Source organism: Pseudomonas viridiflava (genome assembly GCF_003702045.1).
Taxonomy (GTDB): Bacteria; Pseudomonadota; Gammaproteobacteria; order Pseudomonadales; family Pseudomonadaceae; genus Aquipseudomonas; species Aquipseudomonas viridiflava_C.
Genome location: NZ_RBTP01000065.1, coordinates 90268 through 106020 on the forward strand (window position 1 = coordinate 90268; position 15753 = coordinate 106020).

Below are 15753 nucleotides of genomic sequence, written 5' to 3' on the forward strand. Positions count from 1 at the left end.
GTCTGCTGACAGATCAATGCGCTCCGGCCGCCTTGTTCAGGTCGCCATCGGCCCATTCGGTGTAGATGCACGCATCTGCCGCTGCCCAGCGTACTTTCACCGCATCGCCCATCTGCATCGGCATGCCGGTGGCAGACAACGCCTTGACGGTCATGGCCGTACCGCCTGCCGTGACCACCGAGCAGGTCTGACTTTCACCGAGAAACAGCACTTCGGTCACCGTGGCGTTCACCTCGTTCCAGCCTGCCTCCAGTGGGGTGGCCACCGCTTGTTGCAGGGTTAACGCCTGCGCTTTTTCAGGGCGGATCATTGCCAGTATGTCCTGATCGGTTTTCAAGCCCGACTTCAGGCGAATCGCCAGCGTCGTGCCCTCAAACGTTGCCACCGCGTTGCCCTGGGCCTTGATCCTGAGGAAGTTGGAGTTGCCCAGGAACGAGGCGACGAAGGCACTTGGCGGGTTCTGGTACAAGTCATAGCCGCTGCCCAGACCGACGATCTTGCCGTGACTGAAAATTGCGATGCGTTGTGACAGGCGCATGGCTTCTTCCTGGTCATGGGTCACGTAGACGATGGTGATGCCCAGACGCCGATGCAACTGACGCAGTTCGTCCTGCAAGTCCTCGCGCAGCTTCTTGTCCAGTGCGCCCAGCGGTTCGTCCATCAGCAGAATGCGCGGTTCATAAACCAGCGCTCGAGCAATGGCGACACGCTGTTGCTGGCCGCCAGAAAGCTGAGAAGGGCGGCGATGGGCAAAGGCTTCGAGTTGCACCAGCTTGAGCATGGCGTCGACGCGCTTCTCCCGCTCGGCCGCAGGTAACTTGCGGATGGCCAGCGGGAAGGCGATGTTGTCGCGCACGCTCAAGTGAGGAAACAGTGAATAACGCTGAAACACCATGCCGATGTCGCGCTTGTGCGGTGGCACGTTTACCAGCGACTGACCCTCTACCAGAATTTCGCCGCAGCTTGGCGTCTCGAACCCGGCCAGCATCGACAGCGTGGTGCTTTTGCCCGAGCCGCTGGAGCCCAGGAAGGTCAGAAACTCACCGTTCTGAATATCCAGCGAGATGTCGTCGACAGCTGCAAAGTCGCCGTAATACTTGTTGAGGTTGCACAGACTGACCAAGGTTTTCTGATTCGGTTGTGCGGGGGCTTTGATCACGGCGCTCATGAGGTACTCCTTGCTTCGTTGCGGCGACGCAGGGTCGCGGCGATGAACATGACCAGCACCGACAGGGCGATCAGCAGTGTCGAGGCGACTGCGATGACCGGGGTCAGGTCCTGGCGCAGCGTGGTCCACATTTTGACGGGAAGGGTCTGCAGGGTCGGGCTGGCCATCATCACGCTCAGCACCACTTCGTCCCACGACACCAGGAACGCGAACAGCGCGCCTGCCATCATGCCGGGGCGAATGCCGGGAAAGGTGACCTTGTAAATCGCCTGCAAGCGAGACGCACCGCAGATCACCGCCGCGTCCTCGATGGACTGATCGAACAGCTTCAGCGAGTTGATGATGGAAATAATGGTGAACGGCAGCGCAACGATCACATGGCTGACCACGAACGAGAACAGCGTGCCCGTGTAGCCGAGCTTGAGAAACAGTGCATAGACCGCCACCGCGATGATCACCAGAGGCACGATCATCGGCAGGGTGAAAATACCGTACAGCATGTCGCGGCCCGGGAACTTGCCACGCACCAGGGCGAATGCGGTGGGCAGCCCCAATGCCACGGCGCAGATCGTGGTGAGGATGGCGACTTTGAAGCTGGACATCGCCGCGTCCATCCATTCGGGGTTGGAAAAGAACTGCTGATACCACTTGAACGTCCAGCCCGGCGGCGGAAACACTAGCCACTGGGAGGAGCCGAAAGACAGCAGCACGATGAACAGGATCGGCAGCAACAGGAACAGCGCGATCAGCCCAGTGGTCAGATACAGCCCCGACCGCAGGCGAAGGCTCATGGCATTGGGTGTCAGGAGCATGGTGGCTTACCTCCCGTTGCTGGCGCCGACCGGAGATTCCGGCTGGAGCTTGAGATAGAAGTAGAACAGCACCAGCGTGATCAGGATCAGCAACGCAGCGGCAGCGCTCGCCAGCCCCCAGTTGAGAAACGACTGCACTTGCTGGACGATGAACTCAGGCAGCATCATGTTCTGCGCACCGCCAAGCAGCGCGGGCGTGACGTAGTAACCCAGCGACATCACGAACACCATCAGGCCACCGGAAAACAGACCCGGGCGGCACAGCGGCAGAAACACCCGAAAGAAGTTGGTCCAGGGGCTGGCGCCGCAGATGGAGCCTGCCTGAAGCACCATCGGGTCGATGGCCTGCATGGTCGCCTGCAACGGCAGGACAATGAACGGAATCATGATGTAGCTCATGCCGATCACCACGCCGGTCAGGTTGTGCACCATTTCCAGCGGCTGATCGATGATGCCCATGCCCATCAGCGCTTTGTTGATGACGCCCGAGGCTTGCAACAGCACCAGCCAGGAGTAGGTGCGTGCCAACAGGCTGGTCCACATCGACAGCAGCACGATGTTGAAGATCCAGCGTCCCCAGCCACGCGGCACCAGGGTAATCACCCAGGCCAGCGGAAAGCCCAGCAGCAGGCTGAACAGCGTGACCAGACCCGCGACCGAGAAGGTGTTGAGCAGTACGCGCGAATAAGCGGAGTTGGCGAACAGTTGCTCATAGTTACCCAGACCCGGAACGGGTTCGAGCACACCGCGCAGCAGCAGGCCAATCAGTGGCGCGAAGAAGAACAGTCCCAGGAAGAACAGCGCAGGAATCAGGTTGCGACTGCCGCGCCAGCGTTGTGCCAGAGAAGGGGTTGGCTGCATGTTGGCCGCCTTGCCTGAAACCGCGCCGGCGATGCTCGAAGCACCCCCGGCCGGTTGAGAATGACCGGACGCAACAGCCGTCATTTTTACTTGACCAGCCATTCGTTCCACCGTGTCGCGATGTCCGGACCGTTCTTGGCCCAGTATGCGAAGTCGAGAGTGATTTGGTCTGCGCCGTAAGCCGTTGGCAGATTCTTGGCCAGGGTCGAGTCAAGACGCGGCACGCTGTCCAGATTGACTGGGGCGTACGCGCTCAGGTTGGAAAAGTCGGCCTGGCCTCTGGGGCTGGTCGCTTCGGCGATGAGCTTCATCGCCGCGTCCTTGTTCTTGGCGCCTTTGGGCACGACCAGAAAATCGGCCATGACCAGGTTCTGCTTCCAGCTCACGCCCACGGGCGCGCCATCCTGCTGAAGGGCGTAGACCCGGCCGTTCCACATCTGGCCCATCGAAGCCTCGCCGGACGCCAGCAGTTGTTGCGATTGCGCGCCGCCACCCCACCAGACAATGTCTTTCTTGATGGTGTCGAGTTTCTTGAAGGCTCGGTCCAAATCCAGGGGGTAGAGCTTGTCGGCGGGGACGCCGTCAGCCAGCAACGCGAGTTCCAGCACGCCGGGGCTAGGCCACTTATAGAGCGCACGCTTGCCGGGATAGGTCTTGGTGTCGAACATCGCTGTCCAGTCCACAGGCTTTTTGCTGCCCAGCTTGTCTTCGTTGTAGCCGAGGACGAACGAGAAGAAGAATGAGCCTGCGCCGTGGTCGGAAACGAAACGAGGGTCGATGCGGTCACGCTTGATGGTGTTGAAGTCCAGCGGCTCCAGCAGGCCTTCGGCGGCTGCGCGCAAGGCGAAGTCGGCTTCGACATCCACCACGTCCCACTGCACGTTGCCGCTTTCGACCATCGCCTTGAGTTTGCCGTAGTCGGTCGGCCCATCCTGCACGACCGTGATGCCGCTGGCTTTGGCGAATGGAGCCGCCCATGCCTGCTTCTGGGCATCCTGGGTTGAGCCACCCCAACTGACGAAGTTGACGCTTTCGGCGGCCAGGGCGGCAACGCTCGAGAAGGCCAGCACGCCAGCCATCAGGACTGCCGTTGCACGTTTGTTCAACACCATTTTCACGCCCTCATTGTTGTGTTTTGAGCGGGCATTTCACGCCCGCGTAATCGGGAGCAGTAGGTCCAATGGGCCTTTTTTAAGCAGTCACTGGTCAGCGCTTTTTGCCGGAGCTGTCCTGATCGGGTGCGTTTGACAGATCGTTGCAGCTGTGGAATGTCATATTATGGTATTCCAAACTTTGTGCAAGTATTTTGCCTATGCGCGGTCATCTGCCTGTCGCCTGATGTGTCTGTAAGTCAGGCGTAACGGGCGTCTTACGCATGTTTTGCACATGATCACCCTGACATCAAGCCAAGCACTTAACCCGGAAACGGAATGCTTTCCACCACCTCCAGATCGTAGCCGGTGAGGCCTGCGTACTTCAGCGGCGGGCCCAGATGGCGCAGTTTACAGACGCCCAGGTCCTGCAATATCTGCGCGCCGGTACCGACTTGCGAATAGATTCGCGATTGCGAGCGGGTGTACTGACGCGGCGGTTGAGTCAGGTGCGGAATTCGCTCCAGCAAGGCCTGAGACGATTCATGATTGGCCAGCACCACGACAACGCCGCGACCTTCTTCGGCAACCTTCTGCAACGCTGCCCAGAGCGTCCAGTTGGCCGGCCCTGTGTATTCGGCACCGACCAGATCACGCAGCGGATCGACCACGTGGACCCGCACCAGCGTCGGGTCTTCACGGCGGATGTCACCCATGACCATCGCCATGTGTACGCCGCCCTCGATACGGTCCTCATAGCTGAACAGCCGGAAGGTGCCATGCACCGTGGGCAGGTCACGTTCGCCGATCCTGACGATGGTGTGTTCGGTGCTCAGGCGATAATGAATCAGGTCGGCGATGGTGCCGATGCGAATCCCGTGTTTCTCGGCGAAGCGCTCCAGGTCGGGGCGACGGGCCATCGTGCCGTCATCGTTCATGACTTCGACGATGACCGAAGCCGGTGCAAAGCCCGCCAGACGAGCCAGGTCGCAGCCGGCCTCGGTATGGCCAGCACGGGTCAATACACCGCCTTCACGGGCACGCAGCGGGAAGATATGGCCGGGTTGCACCAGATCCTCTGGCACCGCTTGCGGGTTGACGGCCGCTTGAACGGTGCGCGCCCGATCTGCTGCGCTGATGCCGGTCGTCACGCCTGTGGCCGCTTCGATGGACACGGTAAAAGCGGTGGCGAAGACGCTGCCGTTGCTGGGCACCATCTGCTCCAGGCCCAGGCGCTGACAGTGCTCGTCGGTCAGGGTCAGGCAGATCAGTCCACGCGCTTCGCGGGCCATGAAGCTGATGGCTTGCGGTGAACAGCGATCTGCGGCGAGCAGCAGGTCGCCTTCATTTTCACGGTCTTCGTCATCTACCAGCAGGACCATGTTTCCCTGACGGTAGTCTTCAATGATGTCTTCGATGCGATCGAATGCCATGCTCGGATCCCGGTGTTATGGATGAATTATTGTGGTATACCATAAGACAGAATATTTCATAGATTCCCTATCATTGAAACAGTGAGATCACGATGAAGGCTTACTGGATTGCACACGTTGACGTGACCGACCCTCAGCAGTACAGCGAATATACCCAGAGCGCGCCAGCCGCTTTCGCCTTGTTTGGTGGCAAATTCCTGGCTCGTGGTGGCCGCTCCGAAGCGCTGGAAGGACGAGCAACCCCGCAACGTACGGTGGTGATCGAATTCGAGTCGTATGAACAGGCGATGGCCTGCTATCGCTCGCCTGAATATCAGCACGCCATGAGCCATCGACAGGGCGCGTCGAAGGCCGACATCGTGATCGTTGAAGGAATGGAGTAGGGCCTTGGTAAGGGCTGGTCACGGGCAGGCCAAGGCCTCTAGACTGTGCCACCCTCTGCCTGAAAGGACGACACACCGTGCATGCGCCTGCTTCCACTATCGCCATCCAGTGCCTGGCTGAAACACACCTTGAGAGCCTTGCCGCGCTTTATAACGATCCGGCGGTCTGCCGCCAGGTATTGCAGATGCCCTACCAGTCGGTCGAGGTCTGGCGCAAGCGTCTGGCCGCGAGCAACGAGCGCCAGATCAAGCTGGTGGCCGTGCACGGCAACGAAGTGATCGGTCATATAGGTCTTGAGCAGTACACACGTATTCGCCAGAGTCACATAGGCAGTATCGGCATGGTCGTGACTCCTGCCTGGCACCGCAAAGGGGTGGGCTCGAAGCTGCTGGCTGCCGTGCTGGACGTCGCCGACAACTGGATGAACCTGCGCCGGGTCGAACTGACAGCGTATGTCGACAACCAGGCTGCCATCGGCTTGTACGAGAAATTTGGTTTCGAGACGGAAGGGCGGCTGCGTCATTACGCGGTACGGGATGGCGTGATGGTCGACGCACTGACGATGGCGCGTTTGCGGTGAAGTACGCAAAGGTGATTGATCTGATACGTGGGAGCGGACCGGGCGGCGCTCCGTTTGTCCGCGACAAGGCCAGTACATTCGGCGCAGATGCAGTGGCTGAAATTCTGCGTTCGCGGACTTATCCGCTCTTATCAAACAACCTGTAATCCACTGGAGAACACGGTGCGTGGGAGGCGGCTTGCCGGCGATCTGCCGGGAACCGGCAGCAAAACCTGCACTTGCGGTGTGTCAGATGCAACCTGGGCCCGCTGCGCAGGCCATCGCTGCCGTCGTAACCTCCGAGAGCTTCCACGCCCTCCGGGCAGAAGCAGGTGTGCGCATTTCAGTAAATTACAAAGTGTTTGATAAGGGCAGATTTGTCCGCGAAAGGGGGGGGTACAGCCGATGACGGTTCAGTGAATGAGATGCGGCATTCGCGGACAAGTCCGCTCCTACGGTGTTTGCTGCGTGACGGCGCTAGGTCGAAGACGTGGTGGGACCTCCTACAGCCTGGCCACCTTTAACGAATGAAATGTACCTTTCCGCTGTCATCGTTGCCGATATAGAGGCCGTACACACCGGCCTGGCGCTCTTCAATATAGCGCTCCAGGATCTGGCGGATGGCGGGGTAGTAGATGCTGTCCCACGGAATGTCTTCGGGGGCGAAGAATGTGTAATCCAGGGTTTCGGGACCGAATTGCCCGGTGATCTCCAGCGCGATGGCGCGGAAGATGATGTAGACCTCACTGATCTGCGGCACGCTGAAAATGGAGTAGGGCGAGAGGATCTCGGCGCGCACGCCGCTTTCTTCCCATACCTCGCGAAGCGCTGCCTGTTCAGTGGTTTCGCCGGTTTCCATGAAACCTGCAGGCAGGGTCCAGGTGCCGGGTCGTGGCGGGATTGCACGCTGGCACAGCAGGTACTTGCCTTCCTGCTCGATGATGCAGCCAGCGATGATCTTCGGATTGACGTAATGGATGTACTGACAACGGCCGCACATCAACCGCGCATGGGTGTCGCCCGAAGGGATACGCTGATCGAGATCAGCGCTGCCGCATTGAGGACAGAAGCGCGGCAGTGCCATTTCATCGACCTATGCGGGGTTCTTTGAGTGCGACGGGGGCCACGATGTCACGGACCTTGGCGTCGTCGTCCTGCTTGGATTTGAGGTATTCAAGCGCCACTCGGGCGGCATTGCGCACGTGATCGACCGAAGCCTGATGCGCGGCCAGCGGGTCGCCGCTCTTGATGGCGTCCACCATCAGTTCCATCTCCTTGTTGCTGTCGCCGCGACGGTTTTCCTGCGAAACCGAGGTCGCGCGCAAGTAGCTGATACGTGCCTGCAATTGACGAAGCTGGGTGGCGGCGATGTGGTTGCCCGAGCCTTCGAGCAGCACATCGTAGAAGCCTTGCACCGAGTCGATGACCTGCTGCAGCTCGCCTTCCTTGAGCGACTGACGATTCACTTCCAGCGCTTTTTCCAGCGCCTTGATGTCCTTGGGCTTGGCGCGCAGGGTGAACAGTTGGACGATCAGCCCTTCCAGCACGCAACGCAGCTCGTAAATGTCGCAGGCGTCTGCGAGGGTGATGATGGCCACTCGCGGCCCTTTGGCATCGGCAAACTCCACCAGCCCTTCGGACTCCAGATGACGCAACGCCTCGCGCACCGACGTGCGGCTCACACCCAGACGATCACACAAGTCTCGCTCGACCAAACGATCCCCCGGCAACAGCTGGAAATTCATGATCGCGCTGCGCAGTTTGTCCAGCACGATCTCCCGCAGGGTAACGGGGTTGCGGTTGACCTTGAAGTTGTCGTCGAGTGGCAGGCGTTTCATCGGGTGTGCTCGGCATGGGGCTGTCAGATAAAAAACACGACCTTTACAGGGTGGCCGCATTCATGTCGGCAGCCCGCGGTTCATGCGGGCTGCTGCATGGCCCGGAGGTGAAACCGGGTCGCGGCCGAGTTTATCACGCTGTAGCCTGCATCCACCAAAACCGCCCGGCTCGGGTTCAGACCAGCGCGGGCAGGGCGCCCATTTTGCCCCGGTGGTAAACCATCGGCGTGACAGGCGTCGCTGGCAGGATCAGGTTTTTCACCGCGCCGACGATAATGGCGTGGTCGCCGCCATCGTATTCGCGCCACAACTCACACTCGATGATCGCCGTGGCGTTGTTCAGCAGCGGGTTGCCCAGCTCGCTCAAATGCCACTCGATCCCCTTGGTCTTTTCCTTGCCTTTGCTGGCGAAGGCATAAGCCTCGGCCTGTTGATCTGCCGAGAGCAGATGGATGGCGAATTTCTTGCCGTCGCGCAGCACGGGGTAGGTGTCCGACGCATAGTTGGGGCAGAACAGGACCAGTGCCGGGTCGATGGACAGTGCGCTGAACGCGCTGGCCGTGATGCCCACCAGATTGCCCTCCGGGTCCAGCGCGGTGACGATGGTGACGCCTGAAGGAAACGACGCCATGACTTCTTTATAAATACCGGGTTCGATCATCGCAGCGGCCTCGTTAACGCATGACAAATGGATCAGGCATGGGCGCCTGCGAAAGGTTGATCCACACCGTTTTCAGTTCGGTGTAAGCCAGGACGGAGTCTATCCCGCTCTCGCGGCCATAGCCGCTATTTTTGAAACCGCCGATAGGCGCCATCGCCGAAACTGCGCGATAGGTGTTGACCCAGATGATCCCCGAGCGGATATCCCGCGCCAGACGATGGGCGCGTCCCAGATCACGTGTCCAGATGCCTGCCGCCAGGCCAAATTGCGAGTCGTTGGCAATCGCCAGCGCCTCGGCTTCATCCTTGAAGCGAATGACGGATGCCACTGGGCCGAAGACCTCTTCCTGCATGATCTTCATCGAGTTGCGATCGCATTCGAATAACGTCGGCTCGTAGAACCATCCTTCACTCGCCAGTGCCGGGCGCTTGCCACCCAGGCGCAAGCGAGCGCCTTCGGCCAGCGCGTCGGCGACCAGCCCTTCGACCACCGCCAGTTGTTGGGCTGTGGCCATCGGACCCATTTCGGTGGTTTCGTCTTGCGGATTTCCGATGCGGATACGGCTGGCGCGTTCAACCAGTCGTTCGACGAATTCATCGTAAATCTCGTCCTGCACCAGCAGCCGGGAGCCGGACACGCAGCTCTGTCCCGACGCAGCATAGATGCCTGCGACGGCACCGTTGATGGCGCTGTCCAGGTCGGCGTCGGCGAAAATGATGTTGGGCGACTTGCCCCCCAGCTCCAGGGACAGTTTGGCGAAGTTCTCCGCGCTGCTTCGCACTACGTGACGCGCCGTGGCCGCGCCGCCCGTGAACGCAATCTTGCGCACCAATGGATGACGGGTCAGCGCGGCACCCGTGGTCGGGCCATAGCCAGTGATCACGTTCACCACACCCGGCGGAATACCGGCTTCCAGTGCCAGACGCGCCAGTTCAAGCACGGTGGCGGAGGCGTGTTCGGAGGGCTTGAGCACAATGGTATTGCCCGCCGCCAGCGCCGGGGCCAGCTTGATGGCGGTCAGGTACAGCGGGCTGTTCCACGGAATGATTCCGGCAACCACACCCATCGGCTCATGCACGGTGTAGGCAAACAGATCGGGTTTGTCGAGGGGCAGGGTGCCGCCTTCGAGCTTGTCGGCCAGGCCCGCCGTGTAGTGAAAAAACTCGGGCAGGTAGCTGACCTGGCCGCGGGTTTCGCGAATCAGCTTGCCGTTGTCGCGGCTTTCCAGTTGCGCCAGCTGCTCCTTGTTCTCGGCAATCAGGTCGCCCAGTTTGCGCAGCAATTTACCGCGTGCGGTGGCCGTCAATCCACGCCAGGCCGGGCTTTCGAATGCTTTCTGGGCGGCCTGCACGGCTCGCTCCACATCCTCTTCGTCGGCGTCGGGCAATTGCGCCCAAGGCTGGGCCAGCGCAGGGTTGAGGCTGGCGAAGGTCTTGCCTGAACGCGCGTCGACCCAGAGGCCGTCGATGCACATCTGGAAACGGGTGAGGCTCATGCAACGATCCCCTTTATCGAGTTGTGAACGGACGCCGACTTGTCGAGGAAGTCCAGCAGCACCTGATTGACCAGGCGCGGTGATTCCACCGGCATCATGTGGCGTTGGTCAGGCAGTATCGCGATTTCCGCGCCCTTGATGCGCATGGCCAGTTCCCGTGCCATTTCAGGCGTGGAGCCAGGGTCCAGCTCGCCGGTGGCGATCAATGTCGGTGCGCGAATATCGCCTAGATCGTCGGCGCGGTACATATCCTGCGTGGCGAACAGTTTATAGGTGGTCAGGTAGCCCTGCGGATCGTTGCTCGCCAGGTTCTGGCGAATGGCTGCGATCTGCGCCGGATTGGCCGCCTGGTATTCACGGCTGAACCAGCGCGAGAGTGCTTCGGCCGCATTGGCATCCGGTCCGTGTTCGGCCGCCTGACTGGTACGGGCAATGACCCCCGCCCGCTGTTCAGGGCTGCGATTGAAGACGCTGTTGAGGATGACCATGCCCGACAGGTACTGGGGAAAATGCAGTGCGAACGCCCGGGCGACCAGGCCTCCCATCGAGAAGCCAATGATCGTGGCCTGCGGCAGGCCCAAGTGTTCCAGCAGTTCGCGCAACTGCTCGGCGTAGCCTGGCAGACCCGCGTCCGGATCCGGGCGTGGACTGGCTCCGTGCCCCAGCATGTCATAAGCGATAACCCGATAATGCGGAGCAAGGCCGACGATCTGGCCACCCCACATTTCCTTGTTCAGGCCCACCCCGTGAATCAACACCACGGGGTGGCCTTGGCCGGTGGCCAGATAACTGGTACCCGCCGGCGTGCATTCAGCGGTGAGCTGATTCATGGATCGCTCCTGCGCAGACAGAGAGAAAAGAGATCACTGCGCTTTTTCAGCGGCCAGTTCTTCCAGGTCGATATAGCGATTGCCGATGCGCGGGTGCAGGCGCCCGCCGTTCGCAGCACCCAGCACGACGATGATTTCGTCGGCGCGAGGCGAGTCTTCGATGTGCATTTCCAGCGTGATGTAGTGCGAACGCAGACCTTCGTCGTCCTTGTGCATCATCGGGATCTGGATGGAAGTGCCTGGACCGCCGCGCTTGTTGGTGAAACTCAGGTAGCTCTTGGCCTTGACCGCTTCACGGTAGTGATTGCCAAAGCGCAGGGTGTGGATGACGGCCGATGCGTGCTCGATTTCGCCATCGACGCCCACTACTGCGGCTTTGCCATATGCTTCGATCTTGTCGGCACCGCCAATGGCATCCGTCAGACGCTTGACCATCAGCTCGCCCAAATCCGAGCAATTGGCGCGGATCTCAGGCTTGAGGTCTTCGACAAACCCCTTGCCTAGCCAAGGGTTCTTGATCACCACAGCCAACCCGACCATCGTCACAGGTTTGTCAGTGGCCTTGCCGCCTTCGATAAAGGTTTCTTCGGTGTAATTGACGATCTTGCGAATTTCAAAGCTCATGAAGGACTCCCGTATCGAGCACTATTGTATTTCGTATGATGGTATACCATAAGATTGCTTGCGCAAGGGTTTTTCTTCTCGTGTGCGGGCGCATCGCTTGCAGGGCTATGAAGTGACCATTCGTCAGGTCTTGGGACAATCGTTTTGAACACGTGCCTTCGCGTCGTGACAGATATTCGGTGGGCTATTAACAGCCCGACGAATTATTCACTTCAGGAGAGCTACGAATGAAAGCCATCGTCTACAACGGGCCGCGCGACGTCAGTGTCAAGAACGTGCCGGACGCGAAGATCGAGAAGCCGACCGATGCTCTTGTCAGAGTGACGACCACCAATATCTGTGGCTCTGACCTGCACATGTACGAGGGGCGCACTTCGTTCGAAACCGGGCGTATCTTCGGTCACGAAAACATGGGCGAAGTGATCGCCGTCGGCGCAGGCGTGGACCGTATCAAGGTGGGCGACCGGGTCTGCCTGCCGTTCAACATCGGCTGCGGTTTTTGCGAAAACTGTGAAAAAGGCCTGACCGGTTTTTGTCTGACCGTCAATCCGGGCAGTGCAGGTGGCGCCTACGGGTTTGCCGACATGGGTGACTACGCAGGTGGGCAGGCTGAACTGCTGCGTGTGCCTTACGCGGACTTTAATTGCCTGTTGCTGCCAGAGGATGCCGTCGAGAAGGAAGATGACTACGTCATGCTGTCCGACATCTTTCCCACCGGCTGGCACGCCACTGAGCTGGCAGGTTTGCTGCCAGGCGAAAGTGTCGCCATCTATGGCGCAGGCCCCGTCGGCCTGATGGCTGCGCACTCGGCCATGATCAAAGGCGCATCGCAGGTGTTCGTGGTCGACAATCACCCGGATCGCCTTGCTCTGGCCGCGAAGATGGGCGCCACACCGATCAATTCGGTCGAGCAGGAAGCCGTCGAGCAAATCCTCAACCTGACCCACGGCAAAGGCACCGACCGTGGCTGTGAGTGCGTTGGCTATCAGTGCTGCGACCGACATGGCCATGAAGCCAACCACCTGACCATGAATAACCTCGTGGCGTCGACCAAGCCTACGGGTGGCATCGGTGTCGTGGGCGTATTCGTGCCGCAGGATCCGGGGGCCAAGAATGACCTGGCCAAGGAAGGCAAGATGGCCTTCGATTTTGGCGCTTTCTGGTTCAAGGGTCAGCAGATCCGCACCGGGCAGGCCAACGTCAAGGCTTATAACCGTCGCCTGGCCGAGCTCATCCATCACGGACGCGCCACGCCGTCGCAGATCATTTCCCACCGTTTGAAGCTGGAAGAAGGACCCGACGCCTACCAGCATTTCGACGCTCGCGATAACGGTTGGACCAAGGTAGTGCTCAAGCCTGCTGCCTGATTGCCTATCGCGCCGACCGCTCCTCGTCCACTCGACGGCGAGGGGCTTTATCCTCAAGGAGATGTGCACATGAAAGATTTCGAGAGCTATCCAAAACCTCCTTTCCCCAAGCAGCCTCAGAACGTCCCGGGTGAGCAGGGCAGAATGGAACCGTATCCTGACTGCGGTGAACAGAGTTACACCGGACACGGTCGTCTGCAGGACAAAATTGCGCTGATTACCGGTGGCGACAGCGGGATTGGTCGTGCTGTCGCGATTGCCTTCGCGCGTGAAGGTGCCCAGGTTGCAATTTCGTACCTGGACGAGCATGAAGATGCCAAGGAAACCGCACGCTGGGTGGAGGAGGCTGGAAGGAAGTGCCTGCTGTTGCCGGGTGATCTGGCGCAGAAGCAGCAGTGTGAAGACATTGTGAGCAAGACCGTTGAAGAGTTCGGTCGGATCGACGTACTGGTGAACAATGCCGCTTTCCAGATGAGCCACGAAACGCTGGAAGAGATCAGTGACGAAGAATGGTTGATGACGTTCGATGTCAACATCACTGCCATGTTCAGGATCTGCAAGGCCGCGGTGCCCCACATGGGGCGCGGCGGCTCGATCATCAATACCAGTTCGGTGAATTCCGACATGCCCAAGGCGACGTTGCTGCCCTACGCCACCACCAAAGGGGCGATTGCCAACTTCACCGCCGGCCTGGCGCAGATGCTGGGCGAGAAGGGCATCCGGGTGAACAGCGTTGCACCGGGACCGATCTGGACGCCGTTGATCGTCTCGACCATGCCGGAAGAAGAAGCGGCGAACTTCGGCGGTCAGACGCCGCTTGGCCGTCCGGGTCAGCCGGTTGAAGTGTCGCCCATTTACGTGCTGTTAGCTTCGGACGAAGCGAGCTATATCTCTGGCACGCGCTATGGCGTGACAGGCGGCAAACCTATTCTGTAACGCCCCTCAATACCGTGTGGCAAGGCGGCGTCAGCCTTGACGCCGCCTGAACCCAATCCGGTTTCCAACACTTTTCCCCGGTTTTCACACTTTCTTGCCATCAGGTCAGGCACCCTTGAATCGAGTATGGTCGTCAGTGGCCCACAAAGTCGCTTGACCATTAGGGGTATACCCCCCTAAATTCGTTTCAGTTTTTTTGAGCGCGCACCTCACGCTCCTTCGCAACGACCTATGGAGAGTTGCCATGTACCCTGATGTACAGCTTTATGTAGACGGCCAATGGCGCGCAAGTCGCGATGGCCGTACGATTCCGGTGATCAACCCGGCCACCGGCGAATCCATCGGCACCGTCGCCCATGCTGGCGTCGCCGACCTTGACGAAGCGCTATCTGCCGCCGAAAAGGGCTTCGCCACATGGCGCAATACCTCGGCTTACGACCGTTACAAAGTCATGCAGAAGGCCGCCAATCTGGTCCGCGAACGCGCAGACAGCATCGCCCGCATCATGACGCAAGAGCAGGGCAAGCCCTTGGCCGAGGCGCGCATGGAGGCCATGTCCGCTGCCGATATCATTGACTGGCTGGCTGAGGAAGGGCGTCGCAGTTACGGGCGTATCGTGCCGTCACGTGGTGTGAACATCGAACAGAAGGTGGTCAAGGAGCCGGTCGGTCCGGTGGCGGCGTTCACGCCGTGGAATTTCCCGATCAACCAAGTGGTGCGCAAGCTGTCGTCGGCGCTGGCTGCCGGTTGCTCGATCATCGTCAAGGCGCCGGAAGAAACGCCGGGTTCTCCTGCCGAGCTGATCCGCGCCTTTGCGGACGCGGGTGTTCCTGCGGGTGTGATCGGCCTGGTGTACGGCGATCCCGCCGAAATTTCCGGTTACCTGATTCCGCACCCGGTAATTCGCAAGGTGACCTTTACCGGTTCCACCCCGGTCGGCAAGCAGCTCGCGGCGCTGGCAGGCAAGCACATGAAGCGCGCGACGATGGAGCTGGGCGGCCACGCGCCGGCGTTGGTGTTTGACGACGCTGACATCGACCTCGCGGCGCGCGTCCTGTCGACTGCCAAGTTCCGTAACGCAGGCCAGGTGTGTGTATCGCCAACGCGGATTCTGGTGCAGCGCACGGTGCTGGATGCCTTCACCGAGAAGTTCGTCGGCCTGACGCGTGAAATTAAGGTCGGCAACGGCCTGGAGTCGGGCACGACGATGGGGCCGGTGGCCAATGATCGCCGCATCCCTGCGTTGGTGGATCTGCTGGAAGATGCCGTCAAGAGCGGAGCCACCGTGTCAGCCGGAGGCAAGGCTGTCGATGGCCCGGGCTACTTCTTCGAACCGACTGTACTGAGCGGCCTGACCCCCGCCATGCGCATCATGAACGAAGAGCCGTTCGGCCCTGTCGCGCTGCTGGTGCCGTTCGATACCGTCGAGGAGGCGATTGCCGAATCCAATCGCGTGCCATTCGGTTTGGCGTCCTACGCCTTTACCACGTCGATGAAGACCGCTCAGGCGCTCAGCACGTACATCGAAGCCGGCATGTTGTCTATCAACCATCAGGGCATTGGCTTGCCGGAAGTCCCGTTCGGCGGGATCAAGGATTCGGGCTACGGCTCGGAGGGGGGCACGGAGGCCATCGAGGCGTATCTGAATACCAAGCTGGTGACCCAGTACAACTGATACGCCACTCAGTAACGAA

At 60.1% G+C, this 15753-nt stretch carries 16 protein-coding genes; 5 read left to right on the top strand and 11 right to left on the bottom strand.

The window, feature by feature from the left end; all coding sequences use genetic code 11:
• Positions 1–13: 13 nt before the first annotated feature.
• From ALP40_RS19055 to ribBA, 5 genes are all read right to left on the bottom strand, one after another.
• A complete protein-coding gene (locus ALP40_RS19055; RefSeq protein ID WP_122209744.1) occupies positions 14–1168 on the bottom strand; it encodes an ABC transporter ATP-binding protein in 1155 nt (384 codons plus the stop codon).
• Positions 1165–1980: an ABC transporter permease gene (locus tag ALP40_RS19060; RefSeq protein WP_122209745.1), complete on the bottom strand. Its 816-nt coding sequence runs from the start codon at positions 1978–1980 to the stop codon at positions 1165–1167. The genes ALP40_RS19055 and ALP40_RS19060 overlap by 4 nt, the downstream gene beginning before the upstream one ends.
• A gap of 6 nt (positions 1981–1986) precedes the next feature.
• Positions 1987–2943 (bottom strand): ABC transporter permease, encoded by a 957-nt coding sequence (locus ALP40_RS19065; protein WP_122209746.1) that lies wholly within the window; start codon positions 2941–2943, stop codon positions 1987–1989.
• The gene (locus ALP40_RS19070; RefSeq protein WP_122209747.1) at positions 2928–3953 is read right to left on the bottom strand and encodes an ABC transporter substrate-binding protein; all 1026 of its coding nucleotides are present in this window, start codon (positions 3951–3953) and stop codon (positions 2928–2930) included. Before ALP40_RS19070 ends, ALP40_RS19065 begins: the two co-directional genes overlap by 16 nt.
• Positions 3954–4255: 302 nt before the next feature.
• Entirely contained in the window at positions 4256–5365 is a 1110-nt protein-coding gene (ribBA, locus tag ALP40_RS19075; protein WP_122209748.1) for a bifunctional 3,4-dihydroxy-2-butanone-4-phosphate synthase/GTP cyclohydrolase II, read from the bottom strand.
• Between the two features lie 92 nt (positions 5366–5457).
• Between ribBA and ALP40_RS19080 the strand changes: the two genes are divergently transcribed.
• Together ALP40_RS19080 and ALP40_RS19085 are read left to right on the top strand one after the other, a co-directional pair.
• A complete protein-coding gene (locus ALP40_RS19080; protein ID WP_122209749.1) occupies positions 5458–5748 on the top strand; it encodes a DUF1330 domain-containing protein in 291 nt (96 codons plus the stop codon).
• 77 nt (positions 5749–5825) lie between these two features.
• Positions 5826–6329, top strand: coding sequence for a GNAT family N-acetyltransferase (locus ALP40_RS19085; protein WP_122209750.1), 504 nt, complete (start codon positions 5826–5828; stop codon positions 6327–6329).
• Positions 6330–6828: 499 nt separating this feature from the next.
• Here the strand turns inward: ALP40_RS19085 and ALP40_RS19090 are convergent, their stop codons facing one another.
• The 6 genes from ALP40_RS19090 to ALP40_RS19115 all read right to left on the bottom strand — a co-directional run bounded on the left by ALP40_RS19090 (position 6829) and on the right by ALP40_RS19115 (position 11756).
• A complete protein-coding gene (locus tag ALP40_RS19090; protein WP_122209751.1) occupies positions 6829–7392 on the bottom strand; it encodes an NUDIX hydrolase in 564 nt (187 codons plus the stop codon).
• 1 nt (position 7393) lies between these two features.
• Complete coding sequence (locus tag ALP40_RS19095; RefSeq protein WP_122209752.1) at positions 7394–8146, bottom strand: GntR family transcriptional regulator; 753 nt, start codon at positions 8144–8146, stop codon at positions 7394–7396.
• 175 nt (positions 8147–8321) lie between these two features.
• Complete coding sequence (locus ALP40_RS19100) at positions 8322–8807, bottom strand: flavin reductase family protein (protein ID WP_122209753.1); 486 nt, start codon at positions 8805–8807, stop codon at positions 8322–8324.
• A 13-nt stretch (positions 8808–8820) separates the two neighbouring features.
• Positions 8821–10302, bottom strand: coding sequence for an aldehyde dehydrogenase (locus ALP40_RS19105; RefSeq protein ID WP_122209754.1), 1482 nt, complete (start codon positions 10300–10302; stop codon positions 8821–8823).
• Positions 10299–11132, bottom strand: a complete 834-nt coding sequence (locus ALP40_RS19110) for an alpha/beta fold hydrolase (protein WP_122209755.1) — start codon at positions 11130–11132, stop codon at positions 10299–10301. The genes ALP40_RS19105 and ALP40_RS19110 overlap by 4 nt, the downstream gene beginning before the upstream one ends.
• Positions 11133–11165: 33 nt before the next feature.
• Positions 11166–11756: an amino acid synthesis family protein gene (locus tag ALP40_RS19115; RefSeq protein WP_122209756.1), complete on the bottom strand. Its 591-nt coding sequence runs from the start codon at positions 11754–11756 to the stop codon at positions 11166–11168.
• A gap of 227 nt (positions 11757–11983) precedes the next feature.
• Between ALP40_RS19115 and ALP40_RS19120 the strand changes: the two genes are divergently transcribed.
• The 3 genes from ALP40_RS19120 to ALP40_RS19130 all read left to right on the top strand — a co-directional run bounded on the left by ALP40_RS19120 (position 11984) and on the right by ALP40_RS19130 (position 15734).
• Positions 11984–13123, top strand: coding sequence for a glutathione-independent formaldehyde dehydrogenase (locus ALP40_RS19120; protein ID WP_122209757.1), 1140 nt, complete (start codon positions 11984–11986; stop codon positions 13121–13123).
• A gap of 69 nt (positions 13124–13192) precedes the next feature.
• Positions 13193–14059, top strand: a complete 867-nt coding sequence (locus tag ALP40_RS19125) for an SDR family oxidoreductase (protein WP_122209758.1) — start codon at positions 13193–13195, stop codon at positions 14057–14059.
• A gap of 244 nt (positions 14060–14303) precedes the next feature.
• Positions 14304–15734: an NAD-dependent succinate-semialdehyde dehydrogenase gene (locus ALP40_RS19130; protein ID WP_122209759.1), complete on the top strand. Its 1431-nt coding sequence runs from the start codon at positions 14304–14306 to the stop codon at positions 15732–15734.
• Positions 15735–15753: the final 19 nt, after the last annotated feature.